Origin of the sequence: Limnobaculum parvum (assembly GCF_003096015.2) — a bacterium.
GTDB lineage: Bacteria > Pseudomonadota > Gammaproteobacteria > Enterobacterales > Enterobacteriaceae > Limnobaculum > Limnobaculum parvum.
Window position 1 is genome coordinate 1,322,706 of the sequence record NZ_CP029185.2, and the last position, 24,936, is coordinate 1,347,641.

Consider the following 24,936-nt stretch of genomic DNA (forward strand, 5'->3'; position numbering starts at 1 on the left):
AAGCCGAATGCATTTTTGCCTGAATGATTAAGCGGTTTTTGGGCGCAACACACATATGGAGCGGCTGGGGGAGCCGCCGGGATACATTAAGCACTTTTAGCTATGCTTTTCGGGCAAGATAACGCGGTGAAAATTAGAAACAGGCGGCTAGATATGATATAATTCTGCACCTTTTCCGGGCTGATGATAATAGAGGGATAGCGGCTCCATGAGCGACCTTGCCAGAGAAATTATGCCGGTCAACATCGAAGATGAGCTTAAAAACTCTTATCTTGATTATGCGATGTCCGTAATTGTTGGACGCGCATTACCTGATGTTCGAGACGGCCTAAAGCCAGTACACCGCCGCGTATTGTTCGCTATGAACGTGCTTGGTAATGACTGGAACAAACCATATAAAAAATCGGCGCGTGTAGTTGGCGACGTAATCGGTAAATACCACCCACATGGAGATAGCGCGGTCTACGATACCATTGTTCGTATGGCTCAGCCGTTCTCATTGCGCTATATGCTGGTTGATGGTCAGGGGAACTTTGGTTCTATTGACGGCGACTCAGCGGCGGCGATGCGTTATACCGAAATTCGCATGTCTAAAATGGCTCACGACCTGTTGGCGGATCTGGATAAAGAGACCGTTGACTTTGGGCCTAACTACGACGGAACAGAACAGATCCCAACGGTATTACCAACCAGAGTCCCTAACCTGTTGGTTAACGGTTCTTCGGGGATTGCCGTTGGTATGGCAACCAACATACCACCTCACAACTTGGTGGAAGTCATTAACGGTTGTCTGGCCTTTATTGAGGATGAAAATATCAGTCTTGAAGGGCTGATGGAGCACATCCCCGGTCCTGATTTCCCGACGGCAGCCATTATCAATGGTCGTCGCGGTATTGAAGAAGCCTACAGGACAGGCCGCGGTAAAATTTATATTCGCGCCCGTGCAGAAATTGAAGTTGATGAAAAGAGCGGTCGTGAAACTATTCTTGTTCACGAAATACCTTATCAGGTGAACAAGGCTCGGTTAATTGAAAAGATTGCTGAGCTGGTAAAAGATAAGAAAGTTGAGGGTATCAGCGCATTACGTGACGAGTCTGATAAAGACGGTATGCGTGTTGTGATTGAAGTTAAGCGCGACTCGGTAGCGGAAGTGGTGCTGAATAACCTGTATTCGCAAACTCAACTTCAGGTCACGTTTGGTATCAATATGGTGGCACTCCATCAGGGACAGCCAAAGCTGCTGGGCCTGAAAGAGATGCTGGAGGCGTTTGTTCGCCATCGCCGAGAAGTGGTTACCCGCCGGACTATTTTTGAACTGCGTAAAGCGCGTGAACGTGCCCATATTTTGGAAGGTTTGGCTATCGCCTTGGCTAACATCGATCCGATTATTGAGCTGATCCGTGCGGCATCAACGCCATCTGATGCAAAAACAGGGTTATTGGCTCGTCCGTGGGAGTTGGGTAACGTAGCGTCAATGTTAGAGCGTGCCGGCAACGATGCGGCTCGCCCTGAGTGGCTGGAGCCTGAGTATGGTATTCGTGACGGTAAGTATTATCTGACCGAGCCGCAAGCTCAGGCGATTCTTGATTTACGTTTACACCGTCTGACCGGTCTTGAGCATGAAAAACTGTTGGACGAGTATAAAGAACTGCTGCTGCAAATTGCTGCGTTGCTGTTTATTCTTGAAAGCCCGGAACGCTTGATGGAAGTTATTCGTGACGAGCTTAAAGCGATTCGCGATCAGTATAACGATCCTCGTCGTACCGAAATTACGGCTAATACTGCTGATATCAATATCGAAGATCTGATTACTCAGGAAGATGTGGTTGTCACCTTGTCCCATCAGGGCTATGTGAAGTATCAACCGCTGTCTGACTATGAGGCTCAACGTCGTGGTGGTAAAGGTAAGTCAGCAGCGCGTATTAAAGAAGAAGACTTTATTGAACGTCTGTTGGTGGCTAACACCCACGACACCATTTTGTGCTTCTCCAGCCGTGGTCGCTTGTACTGGTTGAAAGTTTATCAGTTACCAGAGGCTAGCCGTGGTGCCCGTGGTCGTCCGATCATTAATATTCTCCCGCTGGAGCAGGATGAACGTATTACCGCTATTCTGCCGGTACGCGAATATGAAGCCGGTCTGAATGTCTTTATGGCTACCGCTAACGGTACCGTGAAGAAAACGCAGTTGACTGAATTTAGCCGTCCACGCAGCGCCGGTATTATTGCCGTCAATCTGAACGAGGGTGATGAGCTGATTGGTGTTGATTTAACAGATGGTACCAATGAGATCATGCTGTTCTCTGCTGAAGGGAAGGTTGTTCGCTTCTTGGAAGAAGAGAAGCTGGAAGACGGTACCATTAAAGGCGTGCGTCCAATGGGCCGTACCGCTGCCGGTGTACGTGGTATCAAACTGAGTGATGACGATCGCGTTGTTTCATTGATTGTTCCACGTGGTGAGGGTGAAATTCTGACCGTAACGCAAAACGGCTACGGTAAACGTACCGGGTTGTCTGATTACCCAACCAAGTCTCGTGCGACTCAGGGCGTGATCTCCATTAAGGTGAGTGAACGTAACGGTCGTGTAGTGGGCGCGGTTCAAGTCGATCAGTGCGATCAGATTATGATGATTACTGATGCGGGCACTTTAGTCCGTACTCGCGTGTCAGAAGTCAGCGTAGTGGGTCGTAATACTCACGGTGTTACCCTGATTCGTACCGCAGAAGATGAGAACGTTGTTGGGCTGCAGCGTGTTGTTGAGCCAGAAGAAGATGATGAAGAAAGCCTCTGCGGTGATGAAAATACCGAAGAGATGCAAGATCAGCCATCGGACGATGTAACCCCGGAGTCTGATGAAGAATAATCTTCAAGGTTAGCGTCTTTTGACAGGTCAAAAGCCCCCAATTTCTGATAAAGAATTGGGGGCTTTTATTTACTGGTAAGCTTCGAACCAGTCGTCAGCACTTTCCCAAGTTTGTTGCAATATTTCAGTGACCAGTTCTTTATCGGTTTTCATACCGCCTAATACGGTCACATCGTTAGCGGTACCACGCCGAACTCTAACGCGAACATCGGCAAAATGACACAGCAGACGTTTTTCCAGCTCTTCTTTTAATGCGGCTTCTGCGCCACCCGGTAACGGATCTTCTTTGCGAATAGAAATTTCAACTTGCATTTTGAACCTCAGTAGCATCCATATAATACTGTATGTATATATAGTACATTGAGGGTATTTTGCAATGCAATAGATATTTTTGAGGAACCGCTACCGGCATCAAAAAAACTGAGTATGGCGCTTGGGGAAATTTTGATAATCGTTTGTTTTTGTTGGGGTAATAGGAAGTTTTCCGTTAGACATTAATAATAAAATCAAAAAATAACCCGCTATTCTTCGGCGGGTTTTTTACATCCGAATGATGATATTACCATTAGGCTCTAGCTTGAGATTCCTCTCGTAAAATACGGTATAGCTCATCTTTAAGGCGTAATTTTTCCTTTTTCAATGTGGCTATTTTGTCGTTAAGACTATTTCCACCCTGAGTTTGTAAACGAAGAACTTCGTGGTCGAGGTCATTATGCTTATTAAACAATGAATGGAAACGAGGGTGGGTTGTTTTAAGCTGAGTGATTAAATCACGGTACTCTGGAAACATAATACATCCCTATTAGTAGCTTAACTGAAATTTGATTATACGAGTTCAAATAGCGCGTAAATTAGAGGGTGGTCACATAGTGAACAGATGATTGTGACATATGAAAAAAATTTGCGGGCTGACTGATGACTGACGGGTGCTTTTTTTACGGGCTGCTAAAATAGTAACAATCCCCGACAGATACATGAGGTGTACGATGAAAAGAGATCTTGAGCTATTGGAAGTCATTTTATTGAAAGTTGAACAACAACCTCTGGGAGCTCCATTTATTACCAATAAAGACTTTTCAAACCGCGATCCGGCATTGGTCGCTGCACATATTCAACTGTTATGTGATAAGCACTACGTCATTGCTGCACAGAACGGAGATGATAAATGGTCGATTTCACGTATCACTTTTGATGGATATGACTATCTCGACTTACTGCGGGGGAGTACGTTGACTTGAATATTATCACTCAATTTGTAGCCCCAGATCACTTTGGGGCTTTCTATTTTGGCTTCTGGCAATCATGAAACTTGTTAGTATATCCCTTCTGATAGTAATCAGTTTTTATTAACTTGAGTTATAAACTCCTAAGCTAAATAATCTCTGGTTCAATATTTTTTATCCATTTGAAATTTAAAGTGAATATAAATAACTGATTTATTATTCAAATTTAACTGTATTTATATACAGTAATTTATCTATGTAGTATTCTGTTTCCCTTTCATTCCTTTATCCATGAAACTGATGATGTTAGTCTATTTTATTTAAACTAATCATAGGATTATACCGATGGATGACACTTATACTAAAACCAGTTACTCATTTATAGACGGATTTACCATAGAGAATAAAAATGAAGTTACAAAATACACTGATGGGAATTACTACCAATACCTTGGAATATTACCTCACATAGTAATGCCTAATACTGTGCCAGTGAAAAATATAAATGGGGGAATGTGGCTTAACGTAGGAGATGGGTCAGCCTTTTCATCTATGGGGTATTTATCGGCTTGGGTTAAAAATAATAATGATATTACAGAGACTATAAATGGTTTGTTATTAGCTAATCAGCGCGTGATAGTTGATAAGGATTATATAGTAAATCAGATTCAGTTGGTTTCTGGGGCGCATATATCAGGTATATCAAAAGCAGAATCAAAACTATTATTAGTACCTCCAAAAGTTCTGGTTGGAAGCGGTGAAACGGCTAATCTTTACCACCGTGCGGATAGTGGAGATCTGTCAGATATTTTGATTGAGCATTTAACTATCGATGGTGGGAGGTGCCCAAATCCGCCACAACAATACCACCATATTATTGGAGTGTGGCTGGGAGGTAGTGAATTAGTGAAAAATATTTCAATCAGAGAGTGTGATTTTAAAAATGCAGGTGAAGATTTTATTAAGTTCTCGGTTTCTTCTAATAGAGCGAAGGTTTCTAATGTCTTCGTTGAAAACTGTAGATTTGTGACTGAAGATGACAAGATCGATTTGCCTGGGTATTCGATGTCTTCATCTGGTAATGCAGTAAGGACTATTTTAACGACTAGCAGCACCAGTAATTACGGAACTGAGGCTATTTATAATGTGAATATAACAGATTGCTTTGCCAAAAGAATACGAACATTAGCTGATTTTAAACGTGGTACTTCGTCCTCACTGGTTAAAAATTGTTATACCGAAGATATGTTCGACTGCCATCATTCAACTGATGGGGCATTTGATATCTGTTTCTCCGATCTAACGTGTTTTACAAGTCTCGATTTCACAAAAGGCACAGCAACTAACTTTATTGAAGCACAAGGTGAAAGACTAACTATTAGTAATATTAGTGGTTTCGGTAATAACGTCACAAAACTGGGAATTTTTATTACAGATTATGGTTTGCCCGCTGAAAATAGCGTAGGCCATCAATCGGTTAATTGCACAATTAGTGATGTAAAATTAGAAGGCTTACTATCTGATGGAATAAAAGTCCAGAACGGTATAAATTGCAATGTATCCAATATTGATATTAAAACTTGCTTGGGGCATTCCGTATTATTTACTTCAGGTATTGCAAGGATTGACTCAAATGGTCTTCGGCTAAAAGGTCAAGGTAATTCTTATGATAACATTTCAGGATGTGGATGGGCTTTCCCTCCTAAATCTCAGGGGATTAATTTTGCTAGAGGTTTAGCTATTAACGAACATGGGCAGGATGATATTTATATACCTGGCACAGTTCTTCGTGTAGCTGAAAACGACTATGGTGATTGGAGTTCGAAATATGAACCAGAAAACTTGATCACAAATCGCTATATGGAATTTATTCCCAACACGACCAGTAATGTCATTGGCATGATGAATGGGCGCTTTTATGAAGAAGTTATTACAGCACCATCCACTCCTTCAGGTGTAATCAGCGCGATAACATTAAATGATGCAAGTAGTGTTTCTTTGCGTGAAATTTATCATCCTCCATTTATGGCTTGGCCAAATGATTTATTTTATTGTCGTATATGGGTAATGAAAGGAACCGCACCATACTTTGCAATAGTGATGCAGGAACTTGATGCCAATAAGACAACAATTAACTCTACATTCTATTCTTATAGCACCGGTTCACTAACTGCATGGACCGAGCTAGTAATGAAGCACAAGATAACAAATGCTAATGCAGCATTTGTTATGGTTGGATTAATTCCTGCGAGTGGTAGTAATAGCCCTCAAAATAAAGGAACAACACATGTTGCTGACTGGCGCTGTGGCAGATCCCCATTTGGCAAGTATTGATGGGTAGAGCTCAAGTTTAATCAGTTCAAAGGGTCGGTTGACGATCCTTTGAATTAGTGAAAATAGGCATTAATATCTTAAATCATTCCTATCTGGGTGAGCACGCAATGCTACTTTGGGAGTAGTACATATCCTTTTGTGTTAAGTATAAAAGATAACAAGAAGCATCAATGATGCGGCCCTTTCTCACTTAATCTATTTAAATCAATAAGTAATGCATTAATACTCTGGTAGGGAATAGTATTAAGCGTTTTCAGCTTACCCTTATCGACAATGCCAAGCATGTGTTGTCCGAATTTGCCATAAATGACAAAGCCATCTGGTGGGGAAGTCGTTATTTCACCATCATAAACGGTAATAGAGATACCTTCATATTCAATAATATCCATAAGTCATCCCCTTGAGTGCATCATCCGTGAAGAATGAGTAAAGAAACGCATTGGATACACAAGCTAAATTGTAGTTGCGATCGCTTTTTTCGGGGGCGAAATGGTTTTTATTAATTGTGAGAGAAGATTACATAAAGAAATCTGGGGGGGGATGGTTTGATAAAGAGCAACACCATTATAGTTGGGTAGAGGATAAAATTGAACTGTACCTTTTAAGCTTAGATTCACATGAGCATTTTAATCAAGGCCAAAAGAAGCACTGAACAGGCCCTGTAAATAATTCTCTTAACCCAGTCTAATCGCTGGTTTTTTCATTTTTAGCCTCTGATAAATATCAACATCCTTTTTTGTGTATAGGTGATTATGTTCGGGGACTACCTATTTATTTAATCTGGTCACTCGGTAGGGGAGATTCAAATAGTTTTGGGCACCGACAAATTAGCGAATAGTTTCACCATTGTTACACCATAGTGATAAAGCAGAGAGAATAAAAAAACCAGCCATAACTGACTGGTTTTTATGGAGGAATTTGGTCGGCACGAGAGGATTTGAACCTCCGACCCCTGACACCCCATGACAGTGCGCTACCAAGCTGCGCTACGTGCCGAAACTAATGTTCAATACTACCGATTCTTGAGTCTAATGCAATATCTAGGCATTACATTTGCTTTAGTTTTAATCAGTTAGCCATAAAACGCTTAACGTCTGTTAGGACTTGTAGCAGTAAAGACAGATTTGGCTTTTCCTTTTCAACCGGCTGAAAATTAACGTCATAGGCTTTATAACGACCATTAGTACTAATAAGGATGGTTTCATCTGGGGTGATGACCACCAGTTGCTTAGCATCACCGGCAGTTACCCAAGGGTAGCGGCGCTGGGCGGTGAACAGGTCTTCACCCTGAGAATAAGTACTGGTGGTATTTTTAACATGCAACAGTCGCTGCATCAGCGTTGCCATAATATCCATGTGGCTGGTCATTTTAACAATTTTTTGTGCCGGAGTTTCTGGCCAGTGAATAATTAACGGAACTTGTAGCTGATTGCGGCTATAGTTTTGACCAAAACCCTGAACGTTTTGCTGAGTATCATTAAACTCAACGCCATGAGCCGCCGTGATAATCACCACCGTTTTTTCCAGCAACCCTTTCTTAGAGAGCGTTTGCATCACGCTATCAATTTGTTGGTCTATGTCATTGACGGAATTACGGTATTTGTTGATAAAGTCAGCCGGTGCTTTATTGGAGTTAGCATTCAGAATGTTATTGTTGCTGTACTGAATATAGGAGAACCACGGGCTACTTCCATTTGGCATAGTCACCCATTCTTGCCACTGCTCAGTGGTTGTACTATTGCTTTGGGCAACCGTTGGCGGCAAAGTGAAATCGGACAACAAGGCCTGACGATAAAGCGGGCTTTTGAACCCAGATGCGGAGAACAGGCCAAACTGATAATTTTGCTGGCTTAATGCAGTAATCAAGGCCGAAGATTTTTTCCCCGCTAGAATACTATCAATATAGGTAGGTGAAATACCGTAAAACAGGCCAAATAGCCCAGTATCTTGCATATTACCTGAACTGTAATGGCGAGTGAATTGCACATTGCTATCAGCCAACGTAGACAGTTTTGGCATATCATTCAGTAGATTCTGATTACGAATACCATCAACCACAATCACTAATAAATTGTATTTGGCTGTGCTGTCGTTATAGCTCAATTTAGCTAATGGGTATTCGACGTCAACGGCTTCTGGATTACCTTGTTGAGTCAACTTATCCTGATAAGCTTGTGCATCCAATAACCCATGCTTTTCCAGAAAACGACGTGCGGTCATCGGGTAAGACAGCGGTAAATTTGCTCGCTGCATGGTAATTGGTCGATAAAAGTTAGCATCCGCCCAAATGTAAGCAATATGGGTAAAGATAAAGGCGGTAATAAATAGGGCAGCCAATGGCTTACCAAACTTTTGCCGGTTTAGGCTGCGTAACTTCTGCCAACTCCAGGTGCCAAACAGTAGCTCAATCAAAAAGATGACTGGAATACAGATAAATACTAACTGCCAGTCACGAACCAGTTCGGTTTCATCTGGATTGATCAGCAAACCCCAAACGGTAGGGTTAAGATGCAGGCGAAAACGGAAAAATACTTCGGTATCGATAATTAAGAGAGTGAGTCCGGCGGTCGCCAGAATGGCCGAAAGTATTCTCATCAGCCGCTGAGACATGATAATAAATGTCAGTGGAAACAGAATGAGAAGATAGACGGCAAAGGTGATAAAGCCGAAATGCCCCAGCCAGCTTACCAGCGCATAGATACGCCCCAGCAAAGTGCCGGGCCAGTCGGTAATAAATAAATAGCGACTGCTCAGTGCGAGGCTGAGAATAATATTAAAGAGCGCAAACCAATGCCCCCAGCTAATCATCTGGGAGACTTTCTCTTTATATTGCTGACGGTTTGTCACCATATTCACTTTTGGGTAAACAAATTAATGGGCTTTATCATCTCTGATCGAAGCCTGTAAAGCCTCAACAAAAGATCGGACGATAGCAGGCCGGGCCGCAGGGGCAACGCTGGTATTAATCAGATTGGTTACCATGTTACCTAAAACCATTAGTGACAGATCGGTAGGTGTCTGATTTTTTTCCAGAACCTGAACCAATTCGCTTAATATCTTTTCTACCAGTTCATCACTGTAACGGGAAGCTTGTGGCATAAATTTGTGCTTAGTGTGTTTATCAGGTGATTTAATGGCGACTATCTTACCGTATCGATTGATTCTTTTCTGTAGTTTATACAGAAAATCTTGCTTCTCTTCCGCAATTTTGCGGGGAAGTGCGAATAATACTGCTTCGAATGGTGAATCAACAACCTTACAAACGATATAGTCTATAGCGCGCAAGGTGGCGAAGCATTCAGTTATTCGTAGATTTAGTTATTACACTGAAAGAGGGGCCTGCTATTATATTCCGATTATCACTGGGTATTTGAGTACGGTACATATTCAGCCGTAGAGAGGAGTCGTTATGAGTCTGGATCTTGACCAGATCGTTTTACATCAGTTGATTAAGCGTGATGAGCAGACGCTTGATGTTGTGTTGCGTGATTCTCCATTGACCAATAATCAGGCCACTGAAGATATGGTGGCGGAGTTGCACCGGGTATATAGCGGAAAAAGTAAAGCTTTTGGGCTATTCAACGGTGAAAGTCAATTTGCCGCCGCACTGAAAGGTTGCCGTAAGGGTGAGGGGAGTTTTCTCGATTTTACTCGCAACAGTACTGAAATGTTACGTAACGAGTTGGCTAAATATCCGTTTGCCGAAGGCGGTATTGTGGTTTTCTGCCAGTATCGCTATCTGGCCGTTGAATATTTACTGGTGGCGGTACTCACTAGCTGTAGCAGCATGTTGGTTAATGAACAGCTAGATATTTCTACCACACATTATCTGGATATCGATCGGGCTGATATCGTTGCCCGAATTGACTTAACCGAGTGGGAAACGAATCCTGAGTCGGCTCGTTATTTGACCTTCCTGAGAGGGCGGGTTGGTAGAAAAGTATCAGACTTTTTCATGGATTTTCTGGCGGCCAGCGAAGGTTTAGATGCCAAGGCACAAAACCGTGGATTACTTCAGGCGGTTGATGATTATTGTGCTGAAGGCCAATTGAATAAAAACGAGCGCCAGTCATATCGCCAGCAGGTGTACACCTATTGTAATGGGCAACTGCAAGCCGGTGAAGAAATTGCCATTGATGAATTGGCAAAAGAGCTACCGACCGTTGGTGAGAAAGATTTTCGTCAGTTTACCCATGAGAATGGTTATGAATTGGAAGAGCATTTTCCTGCGGACCGCAGCACGCTGCGTCAACTGACTAAATTCTCTGGCAGTGGTGGTGGAATTACGTTAGGGTTCGATGCGTTGCTGCTGGGCGAACGGGTATTTTGGGATCCGGCAACGGACACATTAACCATTAAAGGTCTACCGCCAAACCTACGAGATCAACTTCAGCGCCGCTTAAGCGGTGGTGATAAGTAGCCGTTGGTTCAGAACCATAAAAAAACGCCGCATAGCGGCGTTTTTTACGTTCACTGCTGATAATCAGCAGCACTCATGACTGTTGGCAATTAAGCGCGAACGAAGTCGATATGAGCGAATTTTGGTTTGAACGGGTGACGTTGAGCAGCCTGAATTTTCACTTTAGCTGGTTTACCGTCGATAACCAGAGTCAGAACTTCTTCATAGAAGCCTGGCTTGGCTTGAGTGTTCATCAGAACATCTTGATCTAAAGAGATAGCAACTGGCTTCTCAGTTCCACCGTAAACGATAGCTGGGAACTTGTTAGCATGACGCAGGCGGCGGCTCGCACTCTTTCCCTGCTCGGTACGTACTTCAGCATTAATAGTAAACATTTTATTTTCTCTTAAAGAAATTAACTCCCGTTACAGGCGACCCAGCAACGAGGTGAGTGATCTGCTTATAAAGCGGACGGGATTCTAACGGAATTCACGGGTGACAGCAAACAAAACCGTTATTTTTACAGTTCATTGGCCCGACGATAGCGGCCCTGATAGTCAAACATCTTTTCACGTACTCGCCAAAACTCACCTCGTAAGTAAGCGATAACAAAATCAGGATGGCGCAGCCGTTCCTGCTGACGAATCACATCGCTGGCGTCATTCCAGAGAAAAGGCACTCCCGGCGCTCGCTGATGAGGGCGAATAAAAAGTTGTTGAAATGCGGTACGTTGGGCTGGCGTTTTCAACCGAAAGCGTTCAGTTACATCAGCACCATCTTCATCGTAATAGGTGATGCTGAGCCATTCGCCTTGAGCATCCTGCCCTCGCTGAAGTTGCATTCCACTACAGCGTAGTACTTTGGCGTTCTTCAGACGCAGGGCATCTTTCAACATATCGTCCGGATCCACCAGTATTGCCTGACATTGGTGACAGCGCCTTGCAGCGATATCGTTTTCTGCACCGCAGTGAGGGCAGATTTTAAAGCGGAATCGATAGTCACACTGCTCCCGATGGCCTTCATCATCTTCCAGAATACCCTGACAGCGGCGACCAAAATGTTCGATAATTTCTCCTGATGGCGTGCATTTTCCCCAGAATGTATTGGCGAAGCCACAGCCAGGGCAAAATACCTGCACTGGCTGACTATCACTTTGTGGCCGACTGCTGCCCACCTCTGGTGTAAATAGGTCATAGGGGTTACCGGCATAGTCTAGAATCAGGCAATCCTCTTTTCCCGGGGAGAGGCGCAGCCCACGGCCAATAATTTGTTGATACAGGCTGATTGACTCCGTCGGGCGGAGAATAGCAATGAGATCCACGTGCGGTGCGTCAAAGCCGGTAGTTAATACCGCAACATTGACCAAAAAGTGTAGCTTTTGTTGTTTGAATTCATCTATCAGACGGTCACGTTCATCTCCCGGTGTATCTGCACTGATAAATGCAGCTTGACCAGCAGGAAGCAAGCCATATATTTCTTTGGCATGTTCAACGGTAGCGGCAAAAATCATCACGCCTTTACGGGTTTCGGCGTACTCCATAATCTGGCTGACGATGTGTGGTGTGATTCGCTGCTGCTGTTTTAGCTCCCGATTGAGGTCTACCTCACGGAACAGACCATTGCTACTGGCTTCTAAACGGCTGAAGTCGTATTGAACGATGGGCATATCCAGTCTTTCTGGCGGAACAAGAAAGTGATGCTTGATCATGTAGCGTAGCGGTAACTCATAGATGCAGTCGCGGAACAGGCAGTTTTCATCACCGCGAATCATACCGTGATAGTGATATTGATAAATCCACCCTTGGCCTAATCGATAAGGCGTGGCGGTTAATCCTAATAGACAAAGTTTGGGGTTTTGCTGACGTAAGTGCCCGATAATCTGCTGATATTGACTGTCACTGTCGTCACTAATACGGTGACATTCATCGATAATCAATAAAGAGAATGTATCGCTAAAAGCATCTAAATTTCTGGCAACGGACTGAATACTGCCAAATACCACTTTGGCTGAACTCTGTTTTTTGTTGAGTCCGGCTGAGAAAATGTCGGCATCCAACCCATAAGCGCAATATTTGGCATGGTTTTGGGCAACCAGCTCTTTTACATGCGCTAATACCAACACTTTCCCCCGAGCCAATCGAGCTAGTTCAGCGATCACCAAGCTTTTACCTGCACCCGTAGGCAAAACGATCACCGCAGGTTCTTGATGGGTGCGGAAATAGTTCAGGGTAGCATCAACCGCTTCCTGCTGGTATGGCCGCAGTGTAAACGCCATTAATGGTTGCAGATTTTATCAGCGTGAGTAGTAAAACCGTCATTGGCAGGAATAAATTTACCTTTGGATGCTAAAAATTCAACCAGTTCAGCCGCAGTTAAATCCTGCTTTGAACAGGTATGAAAGCGGGCATCGGCACCAAAACGTTGAATGATAGCTTCGATAAGACTGGCAGTGGTATAGGGTTGTTCGGATGCAATCATCATCTCTAAAACCTGGTGACCATGAACAGAAGACATTTTTTCTCTCTTAATATGTTAACTATAAACTGGGCATATTATGCCTTTAGCGGCTATTCAGGGCGAGTCTTTATACTCAGGTTTGTTATACTGCACCGCCATTTCAACATCAGGTATCTATTGCATGCGTTTGGATAAGTTTTTGTCACAGCAGTTAGGGATTAGCCGCAATTTAGTTGGGCGGGAGCTAAGGGCCGGTCTGGTAACGATCAATGATGAGATCGTTAAGAGTGGTTCTTATAAAATTTTGCCGGAAGATGAAGTCGCCTATGACGGAAATCCACTGGTACAACTTACCGGGCCCCGCTATTTCATGCTGAATAAGCCAGAAGGATATGTCTGTTCCACCGACGATCCTGTTAACCCGACTATACTTTATTTTATTGATGAACCAGTGGCGGATAAGCTCCATGCGGCAGGACGGCTGGACATGGATACCACCGGATTAGTCTTACTGACGGATGATGGTCAGTGGTCACACCGAATTACTTCTCCGCGCCACCACTGTGAAAAAACGTATCTGGTTACTTTAGAACATCCATTGGCGGCCAATACCGCGGAGTTGTTCACCGCAGGAGTTCAGCTTCACGGTGAAAAGAGTCTGACCAAGCCCGCGTTGTTAGAGTCGGTTGATGAGACAACGGTTCGTTTGACCATTTCAGAAGGGCGTTATCATCAGGTCAAAAGAATGTTTGCCGCGGTGGGTAACCACGTTGTGGCGCTACATCGTGAACGTATCGGTGATATCTTTTTGGATCCAGATTTGGAACCGGGAGAGTACCGGGCGCTAACGCCACAAGAGGTCGACAGCGTTGGTTCTGTCCGATAAACGGATTTGAATTATGGTGCTAGCTGCGGGTTGCCAGCCTGAAGATTGCAACATTCTCTAATACGCTAGTAGCGGGAGATTATTCTGCGTGTCTAATTCGTTATCTCAGTCAGACCCTCAACCATCAACAGCCATGCCTCCGAGTATGTCTAAGCGCTGGCTGATCTTTATTCTCGGCCTGTTGTCTATGCTGATGCCGTTGTCCATCGATATGTATTTACCTGCAATGCCAGGCATTGCAGCGGACTTCGGCGTTGGTGATGGTATGGTTCAACTTACCTTAAGCGCCTACATTATTGGGTTTGCTGTCGGCCAGCTATTTTATGGACCGATGGCTGATAGCCTTGGACGGAAGCCTGTCATCATCGGTGGGGTGTTGGTATTTTCTGTGGCTGCTGCGGGTTGTGCTTTAGCACAGAGCGTTGAGCAGTTGATTTTGTTGCGTTGCCTGCATGGTCTAGCTGCGGCATCTGCTAGCGTTGTGATCAGTGCATTGATGCGGGATATGTTCAGTAAGGATGAGTTTTCACGCATGATGTCTTTTGTGACATTAGTGATGACTATCGCGCCTTTAATGGCCCCGATTATTGGTGGTTTTTTGCTGGTCTGGATGGACTGGCATGCTATTTTTTGGGTGCTCAGTGCCGTAGCATTAATTGCCGTGGTGATGGTGAAATTCTGTATCCCGGAAACGCTGCATAAACAGAATCGCCAGAAATTCCACTTTATGACGACGTTACGCAATTTTGCATCGTTGTTTCGCCACCGTCGGGTTATTAACTACATGTTGGCCAGTGCATTTTCATTTGCCGGTATGTTCTCTTTTTTAAGCGCCGGGCCTTTTGTCTATATTGATTTAAATGGGGTCTCGCCACAGAACTTTGGCTATTACTTTGCCCTGAATATTTTTTGCCTGTTTGTTATGACGACTATCAATAGCCGTCATGTTAGGCGTATGGGTGCAGCAAAAATGATGCGGCTGGGCCTGACAGTTCAGTTTGTCATGGGGATGTGGTTGGTGTTTGCTCAAGTGACAGGGCTGGGATTCTGGGCCATGGTGGTGGGTGTGGCTGGTTATATGGGATGTATCTCGATGATCTCTTCTAATGCAATGGCAATTATTTTGGAAGACTTCCCACATATGGCGGGTACGGCAGCGTCATTGGCTGGAACGTTGCGGTTTGGCGTAGGTGCTGCTGTTGGCGGAATACTGGCATTAGTGGCAAGCCAGTCGGCTTGGCCGATGGTTATCTCTATGGCGTGCTGTGTCATTGGAGCGGTGTTTTTCTATTGGCGTTCTATGGCTAAAAGTACACATTAATTTAACTAAAGTTTAAATATTATCCCTCAGTATAATGCCGTCATTATGGCGGCATAACCATTGTAAAATATTTCAAGACGTACGCTTATCATTTAGCCCATACTTATTTTGATTTAAAAATTTCTTATAAAAATCAATACTAAATCCATACTACAAGAATATGTAGGGATATCGAGATATGGGATGACTATTTTTCTTAAAAGATTATTGAAGTCGCTTTTATTGATATAAGTAGGAAGTGATATTGAGGTTTATCAGACAAGCAGGGGGTATTTATACAAAAACGACAGAATAAAGGCTAAGGCTCTTTACCATGTGAGGGATTTGTGAAAAAATTGTATATTGTTTCCAGTCGTATTGAGTGAGAATTATGAAGCTATCTGTTCTTCAGCGTTTACCTGAGTTTTACCATTGGTATGCCGGAGAAATAGGGAGCAGGGTGGAGCCCACACGATTACCTGAATTATCTAATGAAGCTGACCATGATGATAACCTGATTGGTTTGAAGCTCCTAAGCTATCCAGATCGTCAGGTGTGGGAAGTGATGCATAAGATTAGTCAGTACCTGAATGGAATTGGTATTGATAATAGCATCATTGAAAATGAAGGAGAGCCTTGTCTGTTTATAAACTCTCAGGATGAGCCAATTGCACTATGCCGTTTGAAAAATATAGGTATTGCCATCGCTGATTTTATTCCAGTTAACTCTTCTTTTTAATTGCCACCTTACTGCCCGTTTCTCTGTCGGCCTTTGGTTAATCTAAGGCTACTTATCTGCTGTCAGCGAGAGTCTTCCAGCAGATTTTGGGTATAGGGATGTTGTGGTGAATCAAATACGGTTTCACACTCACCCTGCTCAACAATTTCTCCCTGCCGCATCACAATAATTTGGTGACAAAGCGAACGAATCACCTGTAAGTCGTGGCTGATAAATAGGTAAGTTAGCTGATGCTGTTGTTGCAGTTTTTTTAGCAGCTCCAGAATTTGAGCCTGTACTGAGCGATCCAGCGATGAGGTTGGTTCATCAAGAATTAACAACTCAGGTTGCAAAATTAACGCTCTGGCAATAGAAATTCGCTGCCGTTGCCCACCGGAGAATTCGGTTGGGTAACGATGGCGGGTTGCCGGATCCAGTCCTACTTCCTGCATGGTCGCGATCACTTTCTCTTCCCGCTCTTGAGGCGTAAAGTGGTAATGCACTTCTAGACCTTCAGCAATAATTTGGCTGATACTCTGGCGAGGGTTGAGTGCAGAAAACGGATCCTGAAATACGATCTGTATTCGACTACGGTAAGGTAGCATTTGACGCATATTCAACGTATGCAGCGGCTGCCCGTCAAACCAGATCTCTCCTTGGGATTTCAACAAACGAAGTAGCGCTAGACCGGTAGTGCTTTTCCCTGAACCGGACTCACCAACCAGCCCCAGACTTTCACCTTTGCGAATAGTGAAGCTGATACCGTTGACCACAGTATTGTCAATCTTCGGTCTGAACAGGCCCGCCGCACGAGGAAAACCGATAGTCAGGTTTTTTATCTCCAACAAATTACGGCTGTTTTCCTGTGCCGGGAAAGGACGCCCCTTAGGTTCAGAATCCAGTAGTTTTTGGGTATAAGCATGCTGAGGCTGGCTAAATAGCATGGCCCGGGAGTTTTGTTCAACCAGTTTTCCTTGGCACATAACGGCCACATTATCTGCCAACTTACGCACGATATTTAGGTCGTGCGTGATAAACAGTAAGCTCATGTTCAATTCTTGCTTGAGTTCTTTCAACAACAGCAGGATCTGTGCCTGAACAGTGACGTCCAGTGCGGTAGTGGGTTCATCGGCGATTAATAATTTAGGCTTGGTCAGAATCGCCATGGCGATCATTACCCGCTGGCGTTCACCACCGGAGAGTTGATGAGGATAGGCATTGAGCCGTTTTTTGGTATCTCTCAGCCTGACTCGTTCAAGTACTTCAACAATTTCATCTCTGGCGGCCTGTTTCCCCATACCGCGATGGATCAGCAAAACTTCAGATAACTGTTTTTCAATGGTATGTAACGGATTGAGAGAAACCATCGGCTCCTGAAAAATCATTGAAATGCTGTTGCCTCGATGATGACGTAACGTCTTATCATCGGCATGCAGCAATGATTCCCCATTAAACAGAATATCCCCCGTTGGGTAGGCCACTGGCGGGGTAGGTAGCAAACGTAAAACAGATAGGGCGGTGACACTCTTTCCTGAACCGGACTCACCCACCAGTGCCATCGTTTCCCCCGCAGCCACCTGCAAAGAAATCTGATCGACAACCCGGTTTTCCTGTCCATTTTGTCGGAAGGCGATGCTCAGATTTTGAATATCCAGTATTGGCATAGTGGTCATATTAATAGGCCTTAGCAGGGTCGAATGCATCACGTATAGCTTCACCGATAAAGATCAGCAGAGAGAGTAGTAGCGCCAGAACGATAAAACCGCTGATGCCCAGCCACGGTGCCTGAAGGTTATTTTTACCCTGTAGCAGTAATCCGCCTAAGGAAGGGGAACCCATCGGCAGGCCAAAACCCAGAAAATCGAGGGATGTTAACAGGGTAATCGATGCACACAGCGTGAAGGGTAAGTAAGTCAGGGTCGCTACCATCGCATTAGGCAAAATATGGCGGCCCATAATGATTCGGTCTTTCACGCCCATGGCTCTGGCGGCTCTGACATAGTCAAAGTTGCGGGTACGCAAAAACTCTGCTCGTACAATACCGACCAATCCCATCCAGCCAAACAGGACGGTAATGGCTAATAACCACCAGAAGTTAGGTTGGATCACGCTGGACATCAGAATAATCAGGAATAGCGTGGGCATTCCAGACCAGACTTCAATCAGCCGCTGACCGACTAAATCTATTTTACCACCGTAGTAGCCTTGAGTGGCGCCAACGGCAATACCTATCAGGCTGGAGATCAGTGTCAGTGATAAACCAAACAGAATCGAGATGCGAAAGCCATAGAGAACATTGGCCAGTACATCTTGCCCACGATCGTCCGTTCCCAAAAGATTAGAGGTCGATGGGGACGCAGGGAAAGGAGAGGGGCTCTGGAAGTTAATCGTGTCATAACTAAAGCGGATCGGTGGCCAGATGGCCCAGCCATTTTCATCGATCAGGCTCACCAGATAAGGATCACGGTAATCAGCCTTGGTGTTAAATTCCCCACCAAAGGTGGCTTCGCTATAGTTGACCAGAAATGGCGTATACACCTCGCCTTTGTAGCTAACCAGCAGCGGTTTATCATTGGCAATCAGCTCCGCAGCCATACTGATAATAAACAAGATGGCAAAAATCCATAGTGACCAATAGCCACGGCGATTGCGTTTAAACTTAAGCCAGCGGGCTTGATTGATGGGGCTTAATCTGCTCATCCGCGTGCCTCAAAGTCAATTCTTGGATCCACCAGCGTATAGGTGATATCGCTGATGATACTTAACACTAATCCAATCAGCGTGAAGATATACAAGGTTCCGAACATGACGGGATAGTCTCGCTGCAGCGTAGCATCATAGCCCAGTAGTCCCAATCCGTTGAGAGAGAAAATCACTTCAATCAATAACGATCCGGTAAAAAACATACCGATGAAGGTGGCAGGAAAACTGGCAATAACCAGCAGCATGGCGTTTCTAAATACATGACCGTACAGAATGCGTTTTTCTTCTAGGCCTTTAGCTCTGGCGGTGATGACATACTGTTTATGGATCTCATCCAAAAAGGAATTTTTCGTCAGCATAGTCAGGGTGGCAAACCCTCCGATCACTGTGGCTAATACGGGTAGGACAATGTGCCATAGATAATCGGTAATTTTGCTGTACCACGGCAGGCTGTCAAAATTATTGGACACTAAGCCGCGCAAGGGGAACCAGTCAAGATAACCGCCTCCGGCAAACACAATAATCAGTAAAACGGCGAACAAAAATGAGGGAATGGCATAACCGATAATAATCAGGCTGCTGCTCCAGATATCAAAAGCGGAACCATTACGTACTGCCTTTTTGATGCCTAGCGGAATCGAGATAAGGTAGGTAATTAACATGCTCCATAACCCAAGGGTAATGGAAACCGGCATCGACTGTTTGATTAATTCCATCACCGATGCGCCGCGAAATAAGCTGTCGCCAAAATCAAAGCGGATATAGTTCCAGAGCATTTCAAAATAGCGTTGGTGCAGCGGTTTATCAAAACCAAAACGTTTTTTAATCGCTTCAATGACTTCCGGATCGAGGCCTCTGGATCCTTGATACTGACGATCGCCCACCGGCACTTGACTCATTTTTCCACCACCGGTGAGGTTTGGTCCGGAACCACCGCCAAAACCGCTTTGATGGCCCAGTTCTATAGTAGCAATGGCTTGATCGACAGGACCGCCCGGGGCAATTTGCACAATAAAAAAGTTGAGGGTAATAATGGCCCACAGGGTGGGAATTAGCAGCAGTAGCCTGCGAAGTATATACCGTGTCATTCAGGCTCCTTAGCGACGCTGTTCTGGTAAGTGGGCGGCTTTATTCACGTCGTACCACCAAGTATCAATGCCCAGCGAGCTTTTTGGCCTAATTTTAGGCATAGCATATTTATCCCAGTAGGCGAATCGATCATTATTGGAATACCACATAGGTATCATCAGATGATGCCAAGTTAATACGCGATCTAATGCTCTACCCAGTGACAATAATGGTTTTTCTTGCCCCTGATAGGTCACAATAAGCTGGGTTAGCTCATCGACGGCAGGATCGCTAAGCCCTGGACGATTATAGGTAGAATCGATGTAGGCAGAGTTCCAGAGAATCATCAAACTGACCGGAGAAGGATATTCCATGGCTGAATAACGCTGTGGGATCATATCAAAGTCGCGAGAACGCAAACGGCTGACAAACTGTGAACTGTCGACATAGCGCGCTTCCATTTTAATGCCTAATTTAGTTAAATTTTGCTGGAAGGGTAAAACATACATAGCGTTACTTTCCATGCCGCTCTGTAGCAACAACTCAAACGTAAATGGTTGACCGGACTGACTGTTGATCAACACGTTATCTTTGATTTCCCATCCCGCTTCTTTTAATAGCTGAGTAGCATGAAGCAGGTTTTCCCGATTAAAGCCGGAACCATCGGTGACCGGTGGTTGATAAGATTGGGTAAACACATTGGCAGGTATTTTATCTTTCAGCGGCATTAACCATGTTAGTTCATCTTTATCGGGCAGGCCGGTAGCCGCATAAATCGTATTTTGAAAATAACTGCGCGGTTGTTGATAGGAACTATAAAATAGCGCCTTATTCATCCACTGAAAATCAAACGCCAGTGTAATAGCTTCACGTACTTTGGGGTTAGAAAAGATGGGGCGTTGGATATTAAAGGCGAGCCAGCGCGTGTCTTGGGCGGCCTGATTTTCCCAATCTTTTTTTACAATATAGCCCAAGTCAAAGTTCTTTCCTTGATATTGGGTAGTCCATTTTTTGGGGGAAGATTCAACGCGAAAATCATAGGCTCCGGCTTTAAAGGCTTCTAAAGCAACGTTATCGTCCAAGTAGTAGTCGTAACGGATAATGTCGAAATTGTAGCGGCCTTTATTAACCGGCAGATCGGCAGCCCAATAATCATTTACGCGTTTATATACAATATATTGACCCAGCTTATAGCTATCAATCGTATAAGGGCCTGCGCTAAGGGGCGGGGTATTTAGCGGTTCACCAAGATTGTGTTGTTGCCAGAATTTTTTTGAAAATACCGGTAGGCCACCCACTAAGCCAAACATCTGTTCCCGGTCTGGCTTTGGTAAGTCAAAGCGCACAACGAGTGGTGACAGTGCGGTAACTTTTACCCCTTTATACACGCTACGAAATTGAGGGACACCCTCAGTCATGAATTTTTCAAAGGTATACGCCACGTCTTCTGCGGTAATCGGAGTACCGTCTTGGAAATGGGCCAGTGGATTAATCTGAACTTCCATCCACTGATAGTTATCAACATAGCGGGCTGAGGTGGCAATAAGTGGATAAAGACTGTTGATTTCATCTTCTGAAGACGCAAATAGCGTGTCACTAAGACGTTCACTGCCATCCAGAGGATTACCGCGTAGCGCATAGCGGTTGAAGTTATCATAAGTACCGATAGCCGCTACGGTAATCTGGCCCCCTCTAGGGGCTTGTGGGTTGGTATAGTCAAAGTGTTGGAAATCGTCCGGGTACTTAGGGGCACCGATTAGAGAAAGCGTGGTTCCCTGTTTAATGACTTCTTTTTTATCTTCAGCGTAACCGCCGGGGGAGGCAAATAGTGATGCAAGCACTAAAACGAATAGAAGAGATGAGGTGGCGAAGTTCTTCCATTGATTTGACTGCAACATATTCATAAAGAGTTCTGCTCAACATTAAGACCATGAGTTGTGCCGCTGAAGTTTTTAGCTTGTTAGCCAGACGGTTTCACAGTAGATGATACAAATTATCTTTTAGTATATAGCATGTTATTGAGGGTTGCGATAAAAGGGATGGTTGCAGGGCAGAGAATCAAAAGAGGATAGAATAATAGGTAGACAAAAACCTGAACTGAATAAATATTCAGCTCAGGTTTTTGATAGCGAATTAACCTTTGCTCAGGATACGGCGACCCTGATGATAACGCGAATTCCAGTACCTTTCGTTGAGGCTAGAAATAATCACACCGTTGCTGGTGGATGCGTGTACAAAGTTATCGTTCCCAATATAAATACCCACGTGACGGCCAGTAGAGCCGGAACGGAATAGAACGATATCGCCAGGACGCAGTTTTTCACGCTTAATTTGCTGACCTAAGTTTTGTTGCATTGATGTTGAGCGCGGTAGCGCTAAACCAAATTGCTCACGAAAAGTGATCTGAACAAAACTGGAACAGTCTACGCCACTTTTGTTGGTACCGCCCATGCGATAGCGGACACCTTTCCAGCCAGCGTATTGGTTAAGAATTTTTGACTTAATGTCAACGTTCTTAACCATGGATTCGAATTCATCCTGAGTAGATTGTAGTGACAGTCCTTGTCTCTCTTTTTGTGCCTGAGCATGCTTTGAATTAGATGCTTCAGCCGTTGATGAGAGTGAGCCACAGCCAGATAACATTACGATTGCGGCTACGGCAGGCGCTAATCGTAGAACGTATCTCAGAATCGGTTGAGATTTGACCATTTGTGTGGAATTCCTGTGTAGTCCTTAACGACACCGTCGTTATAAAAAGTTATTTACATGGTCCGTGACCGCCAAGCTGCCGAAGATCAATTTTGATTGGCAGAAAGAGCCATAAACAGGCTCCTGACATTGCCAATAGCACGCAATGAACACGAGCAAACGCTGGGAAGACTACTTGATTCGCTAATTGATTGCGAGTTTTTTCTACCAAGAAAGCGTGCCTGAGCACATTTTTAGATCCTTAATGATCCGTAAAACCGGTAGCTAAAATAGCTACCGGCCTAATTATAGTGCTAATTTTTTGGTTTGCCTCTATTGGGGATCGATCGATTAATGAAATTGATCGTTGCATCACTGGCTGGGGTTAATAACCACCAGCTTAAACCAACACAAGCCATACTTAACGCTCCAACATAAATATCGGTAAACCAATGAGCGCCAACCATAATTCTTGGTAAAGAGAAGACAATGATGTAGCCAACAGCGATGTAAAATGCCCAACGGGTAAAGTAACGCAGCATAAATGCGGCGAAAGTCATTAGCATCAAACCGTGGTCTCCGGGGAAACTATCCTGTGAAGAATCTTTGGTTGGAATGCCGGATAATTCACTAACCCGATTTATGCCGCTGAAGGTTAACGTTGGACTGTGGCGTTCTACCGGTAGTAAACGACCAGATTGATTGAGCAGTACCGCGGTTAATAGCATTACGATACCCATGATGATCATCTGGCGCTTACCGGCCGCACCTTGTTTAACAAAGAAGTAAAGAAAAAGTAGCCCCATCGCCAGAAGTGATACGCTGTCAAAGGCTCGATTGTTGGTGATAGCAACCAGTTTTAAGAAACTGCTGCTGGTAGCCAAATGCTGATTAAAATAATGGAAAATAGATGAATCAATAGGGAACCAAAAACCGTGGTTTTCTGGTAAATACCAAGAGAGGAATAAACCGATTCCAAATGCATTCAATAGCAAAATTGCAGGGAGATTACGCAAACCCATCAAAATACCTTCAAAAGTTAACCAATAAACAAGTTGTTAATTAATAGAATAGAATCTATTTTGTACTAAATATAGATTGTTACAGCATGTTAAATTCGTGTTTTTAGCAATGCACTTTGCAGTTCATTCCAAGGCGCTTCACGGGTATGGATCAGTTCTACTCGACTATCCAGTGGGGCAACTGGTTGGGTTTCGATTTTAAAATCAAATCCTTGTCGGTTGACAATGAGTGTTCCCTCCGGGATCCGCATAACGCCTTTAACTCGATCAACGGGGGATAGACGTACCCAGTCGAGTAGATCTGAGGTTGAAAAACAGGTTTCGCTATCAAATATCCAACCACAACTGGTATAACCCTGACCTTGATTTAGTGCCCGCCGCCACCCCTGATTACCCGGTAAACTCAATGTAGCCAAACCGTTAGGCCTTGAATGGCTATGATGATGGGGATTATCAGGTAAAGATTGCCGATTAGTGCGCTCTGTGTTTAACAATGCACTATCAACTTTTCCCTGTTCAATCCGATACAGTGGTCGGTTAAGTGGGTCTTGGTTATGCCATTGAGTTAATGCATTGATATCGTGCTGACTGTATGTATCAGATTTGTTAGCCAGAATAATATCGGCAGCGGCTAACTGGTCGCGAAAGTTGTCATTTCCCGTGTAGCGGGGTTCTGATAGTTGACGGGCATCAAGCAGGCAGAAGGTGGCCTGAAGCGTCAAAAAAGGTTGATAAACTTCGGAGGTTAGTAAGTTAAGAATTTGTTTAGGATGCCCTAATCCGGTAGGTTCAATCAGCAGACGGTCAGGGTTAGTCTGCTTTAATAACATGTTCAAGCCCACCTGCATTGGCAATCCATTAACACAACACATACAGCCACCCGGTATCTCTTTCAGCGTAGCGCCCCGATTAGCTAATAGGGCTCCATCAATACCTATTTCGCCAAATTCATTAACCAGAATTGCCCAGTTTTCACTTTCCGGTTTCTGCTGAAGCAAATGTTGGATAGTAGTGGTTTTGCCACTGCCCAGAAAGCCGGTAATGAGGTTAATGTTTGTCACAGAGAAATTACCTTAAAGTGAATATATGAGAATGATAAGTAATGAGCGTGAAATAATCGAGCGATTATTAATGTGTTGAAAGCAGTGATGGACAAATAGAGCTATATCTTATGAGAGGGCATTTACATTATCGTAAATGCTCCATGCTTATTATTCGTTAGGACGTGGTAAAGCATAGCACATCGCTAATTGTCGATATAAGTAGGGCTCTTTGGTA

Annotated in this window: 22 protein-coding genes and 1 tRNA gene; 7 read left to right on the forward strand and 16 right to left on the reverse strand. The window is 44.2% G+C overall.

What is annotated here, in order from left to right:
* Positions 1 to 208 precede the first annotated feature (208 nt).
* A complete protein-coding gene (gene gyrA / locus HYN51_RS05280; RefSeq protein WP_108901875.1) occupies positions 209 to 2,860 on the forward strand; it encodes a DNA topoisomerase (ATP-hydrolyzing) subunit A in 2,652 nt (883 codons plus the stop codon).
* Between the two features lie 69 nt (positions 2,861 to 2,929).
* Here gyrA and HYN51_RS05285 read toward each other — a convergent pair whose 3' ends face one another.
* Both HYN51_RS05285 and HYN51_RS05290 read right to left on the reverse strand, forming a co-directional pair.
* The gene (locus HYN51_RS05285; RefSeq protein WP_108901876.1) at positions 2,930 to 3,172 is read right to left on the reverse strand and encodes a DinI-like family protein; all 243 of its coding nucleotides are present in this window, start codon (positions 3,170 to 3,172) and stop codon (positions 2,930 to 2,932) included.
* A gap of 253 nt (positions 3,173 to 3,425) precedes the next feature.
* Positions 3,426 to 3,650: a YdcH family protein gene (locus HYN51_RS05290; RefSeq protein WP_108901877.1), complete on the reverse strand. Its 225-nt coding sequence runs from the start codon at positions 3,648 to 3,650 to the stop codon at positions 3,426 to 3,428.
* Positions 3,651 to 3,846: 196 nt separating this feature from the next.
* On the opposite strand from HYN51_RS05290, the gene HYN51_RS05295 reads away from it, so the two are divergent.
* The gene (locus HYN51_RS05295; RefSeq protein ID WP_157952990.1) at positions 3,847 to 4,098 is read left to right on the forward strand and encodes a DUF2513 domain-containing protein; all 252 of its coding nucleotides are present in this window, start codon (positions 3,847 to 3,849) and stop codon (positions 4,096 to 4,098) included.
* A 330-nt stretch (positions 4,099 to 4,428) separates the two neighbouring features.
* Positions 4,429 to 6,417 (forward strand): hypothetical protein, encoded by a 1,989-nt coding sequence (locus HYN51_RS05300; protein WP_157952991.1) that lies wholly within the window; start codon positions 4,429 to 4,431, stop codon positions 6,415 to 6,417.
* 167 nt (positions 6,418 to 6,584) lie between these two features.
* Here HYN51_RS05300 and HYN51_RS05305 read toward each other — a convergent pair whose 3' ends face one another.
* From HYN51_RS05305 to HYN51_RS05325, 4 genes are all read right to left on the reverse strand, one after another.
* Positions 6,585 to 6,806, reverse strand: a complete 222-nt coding sequence (locus HYN51_RS05305) for a hypothetical protein (RefSeq protein WP_108901880.1) — start codon at positions 6,804 to 6,806, stop codon at positions 6,585 to 6,587.
* 530 nt (positions 6,807 to 7,336) lie between these two features.
* Positions 7,337 to 7,413: transfer RNA gene (locus HYN51_RS05315), tRNA-Pro, on the reverse strand.
* Between the two features lie 72 nt (positions 7,414 to 7,485).
* Entirely contained in the window at positions 7,486 to 9,267 is a 1,782-nt protein-coding gene (gene yejM, locus HYN51_RS05320; RefSeq protein ID WP_108902176.1) for an LPS biosynthesis-modulating metalloenzyme YejM, read from the reverse strand.
* A gap of 21 nt (positions 9,268 to 9,288) precedes the next feature.
* Positions 9,289 to 9,516, reverse strand: coding sequence for a YejL family protein (locus HYN51_RS05325; RefSeq protein ID WP_108902177.1), 228 nt, complete (start codon positions 9,514 to 9,516; stop codon positions 9,289 to 9,291).
* A gap of 310 nt (positions 9,517 to 9,826) precedes the next feature.
* Here HYN51_RS05325 and yejK point away from each other — a divergent pair, with 310 nt between their 5' ends.
* Positions 9,827 to 10,837 carry a nucleoid-associated protein YejK gene (gene yejK, locus HYN51_RS05330; protein WP_108901881.1) on the forward strand — a complete coding sequence of 337 codons (1,011 nt, stop codon included), beginning with the start codon at positions 9,827 to 9,829 and terminating at the stop codon, positions 10,835 to 10,837.
* A gap of 89 nt (positions 10,838 to 10,926) precedes the next feature.
* Here the strand turns inward: yejK and rplY are convergent, their stop codons facing one another.
* From rplY to HYN51_RS05345, 3 genes are all read right to left on the reverse strand, one after another.
* Positions 10,927 to 11,211: a 50S ribosomal protein L25 gene (rplY, locus tag HYN51_RS05335; protein WP_108901882.1), complete on the reverse strand. Its 285-nt coding sequence runs from the start codon at positions 11,209 to 11,211 to the stop codon at positions 10,927 to 10,929.
* A 125-nt stretch (positions 11,212 to 11,336) separates the two neighbouring features.
* Positions 11,337 to 13,091, reverse strand: a complete 1,755-nt coding sequence (locus HYN51_RS05340; protein WP_108901883.1) for a DEAD/DEAH box helicase — start codon at positions 13,089 to 13,091, stop codon at positions 11,337 to 11,339.
* Positions 13,091 to 13,330, reverse strand: coding sequence for a YecH family metal-binding protein (locus tag HYN51_RS05345; RefSeq protein WP_108901884.1), 240 nt, complete (start codon positions 13,328 to 13,330; stop codon positions 13,091 to 13,093). Before HYN51_RS05345 ends, HYN51_RS05340 begins: the two co-directional genes overlap by 1 nt.
* Before the next feature lie 124 nt (positions 13,331 to 13,454).
* On the opposite strand from HYN51_RS05345, the gene rsuA reads away from it, so the two are divergent.
* The 3 genes from rsuA to HYN51_RS05360 all read left to right on the forward strand — a co-directional run bounded on the left by rsuA (position 13,455) and on the right by HYN51_RS05360 (position 16,198).
* Positions 13,455 to 14,159: a 16S rRNA pseudouridine(516) synthase RsuA gene (gene rsuA, locus HYN51_RS05350; protein WP_108902178.1), complete on the forward strand. Its 705-nt coding sequence runs from the start codon at positions 13,455 to 13,457 to the stop codon at positions 14,157 to 14,159.
* A gap of 133 nt (positions 14,160 to 14,292) precedes the next feature.
* Positions 14,293 to 15,480: a Bcr/CflA family multidrug efflux MFS transporter gene (locus HYN51_RS05355; protein WP_108902179.1), complete on the forward strand. Its 1,188-nt coding sequence runs from the start codon at positions 14,293 to 14,295 to the stop codon at positions 15,478 to 15,480.
* Positions 15,481 to 15,850: 370 nt separating this feature from the next.
* Positions 15,851 to 16,198 (forward strand): YejG family protein, encoded by a 348-nt coding sequence (locus tag HYN51_RS05360; RefSeq protein ID WP_407936336.1) that lies wholly within the window; start codon positions 15,851 to 15,853, stop codon positions 16,196 to 16,198.
* Positions 16,199 to 16,260: 62 nt separating this feature from the next.
* Here HYN51_RS05360 and yejF read toward each other — a convergent pair whose 3' ends face one another.
* The 7 genes from yejF to HYN51_RS05395 form a co-directional block, all read right to left on the reverse strand.
* Positions 16,261 to 17,850, reverse strand: a complete 1,590-nt coding sequence (gene yejF / locus HYN51_RS05365; protein ID WP_108901886.1) for a microcin C ABC transporter ATP-binding protein YejF — start codon at positions 17,848 to 17,850, stop codon at positions 16,261 to 16,263.
* A 1-nt stretch (position 17,851) separates the two neighbouring features.
* A complete protein-coding gene (locus HYN51_RS05370; protein ID WP_108901887.1) occupies positions 17,852 to 18,877 on the reverse strand; it encodes an ABC transporter permease in 1,026 nt (341 codons plus the stop codon).
* The gene (locus tag HYN51_RS05375) at positions 18,874 to 19,968 is read right to left on the reverse strand and encodes a microcin C ABC transporter permease YejB (RefSeq protein WP_108901888.1); all 1,095 of its coding nucleotides are present in this window, start codon (positions 19,966 to 19,968) and stop codon (positions 18,874 to 18,876) included. Before HYN51_RS05375 ends, HYN51_RS05370 begins: the two co-directional genes overlap by 4 nt.
* Before the next feature lie 9 nt (positions 19,969 to 19,977).
* The gene (locus tag HYN51_RS05380; protein WP_108902180.1) at positions 19,978 to 21,846 is read right to left on the reverse strand and encodes an extracellular solute-binding protein; all 1,869 of its coding nucleotides are present in this window, start codon (positions 21,844 to 21,846) and stop codon (positions 19,978 to 19,980) included.
* A 235-nt stretch (positions 21,847 to 22,081) separates the two neighbouring features.
* Positions 22,082 to 22,657, reverse strand: coding sequence for a bifunctional murein DD-endopeptidase/murein LD-carboxypeptidase (mepS, locus tag HYN51_RS05385; protein ID WP_108901889.1), 576 nt, complete (start codon positions 22,655 to 22,657; stop codon positions 22,082 to 22,084).
* Between the two features lie 293 nt (positions 22,658 to 22,950).
* Entirely contained in the window at positions 22,951 to 23,658 is a 708-nt protein-coding gene (locus HYN51_RS05390) for a phosphatase PAP2 family protein (RefSeq protein ID WP_108901890.1), read from the reverse strand.
* Between the two features lie 89 nt (positions 23,659 to 23,747).
* Positions 23,748 to 24,719, reverse strand: coding sequence for a CobW family GTP-binding protein (locus HYN51_RS05395; RefSeq protein WP_108901891.1), 972 nt, complete (start codon positions 24,717 to 24,719; stop codon positions 23,748 to 23,750).
* Between the last annotated feature and the right edge of the window lie 217 nt (positions 24,720 to 24,936).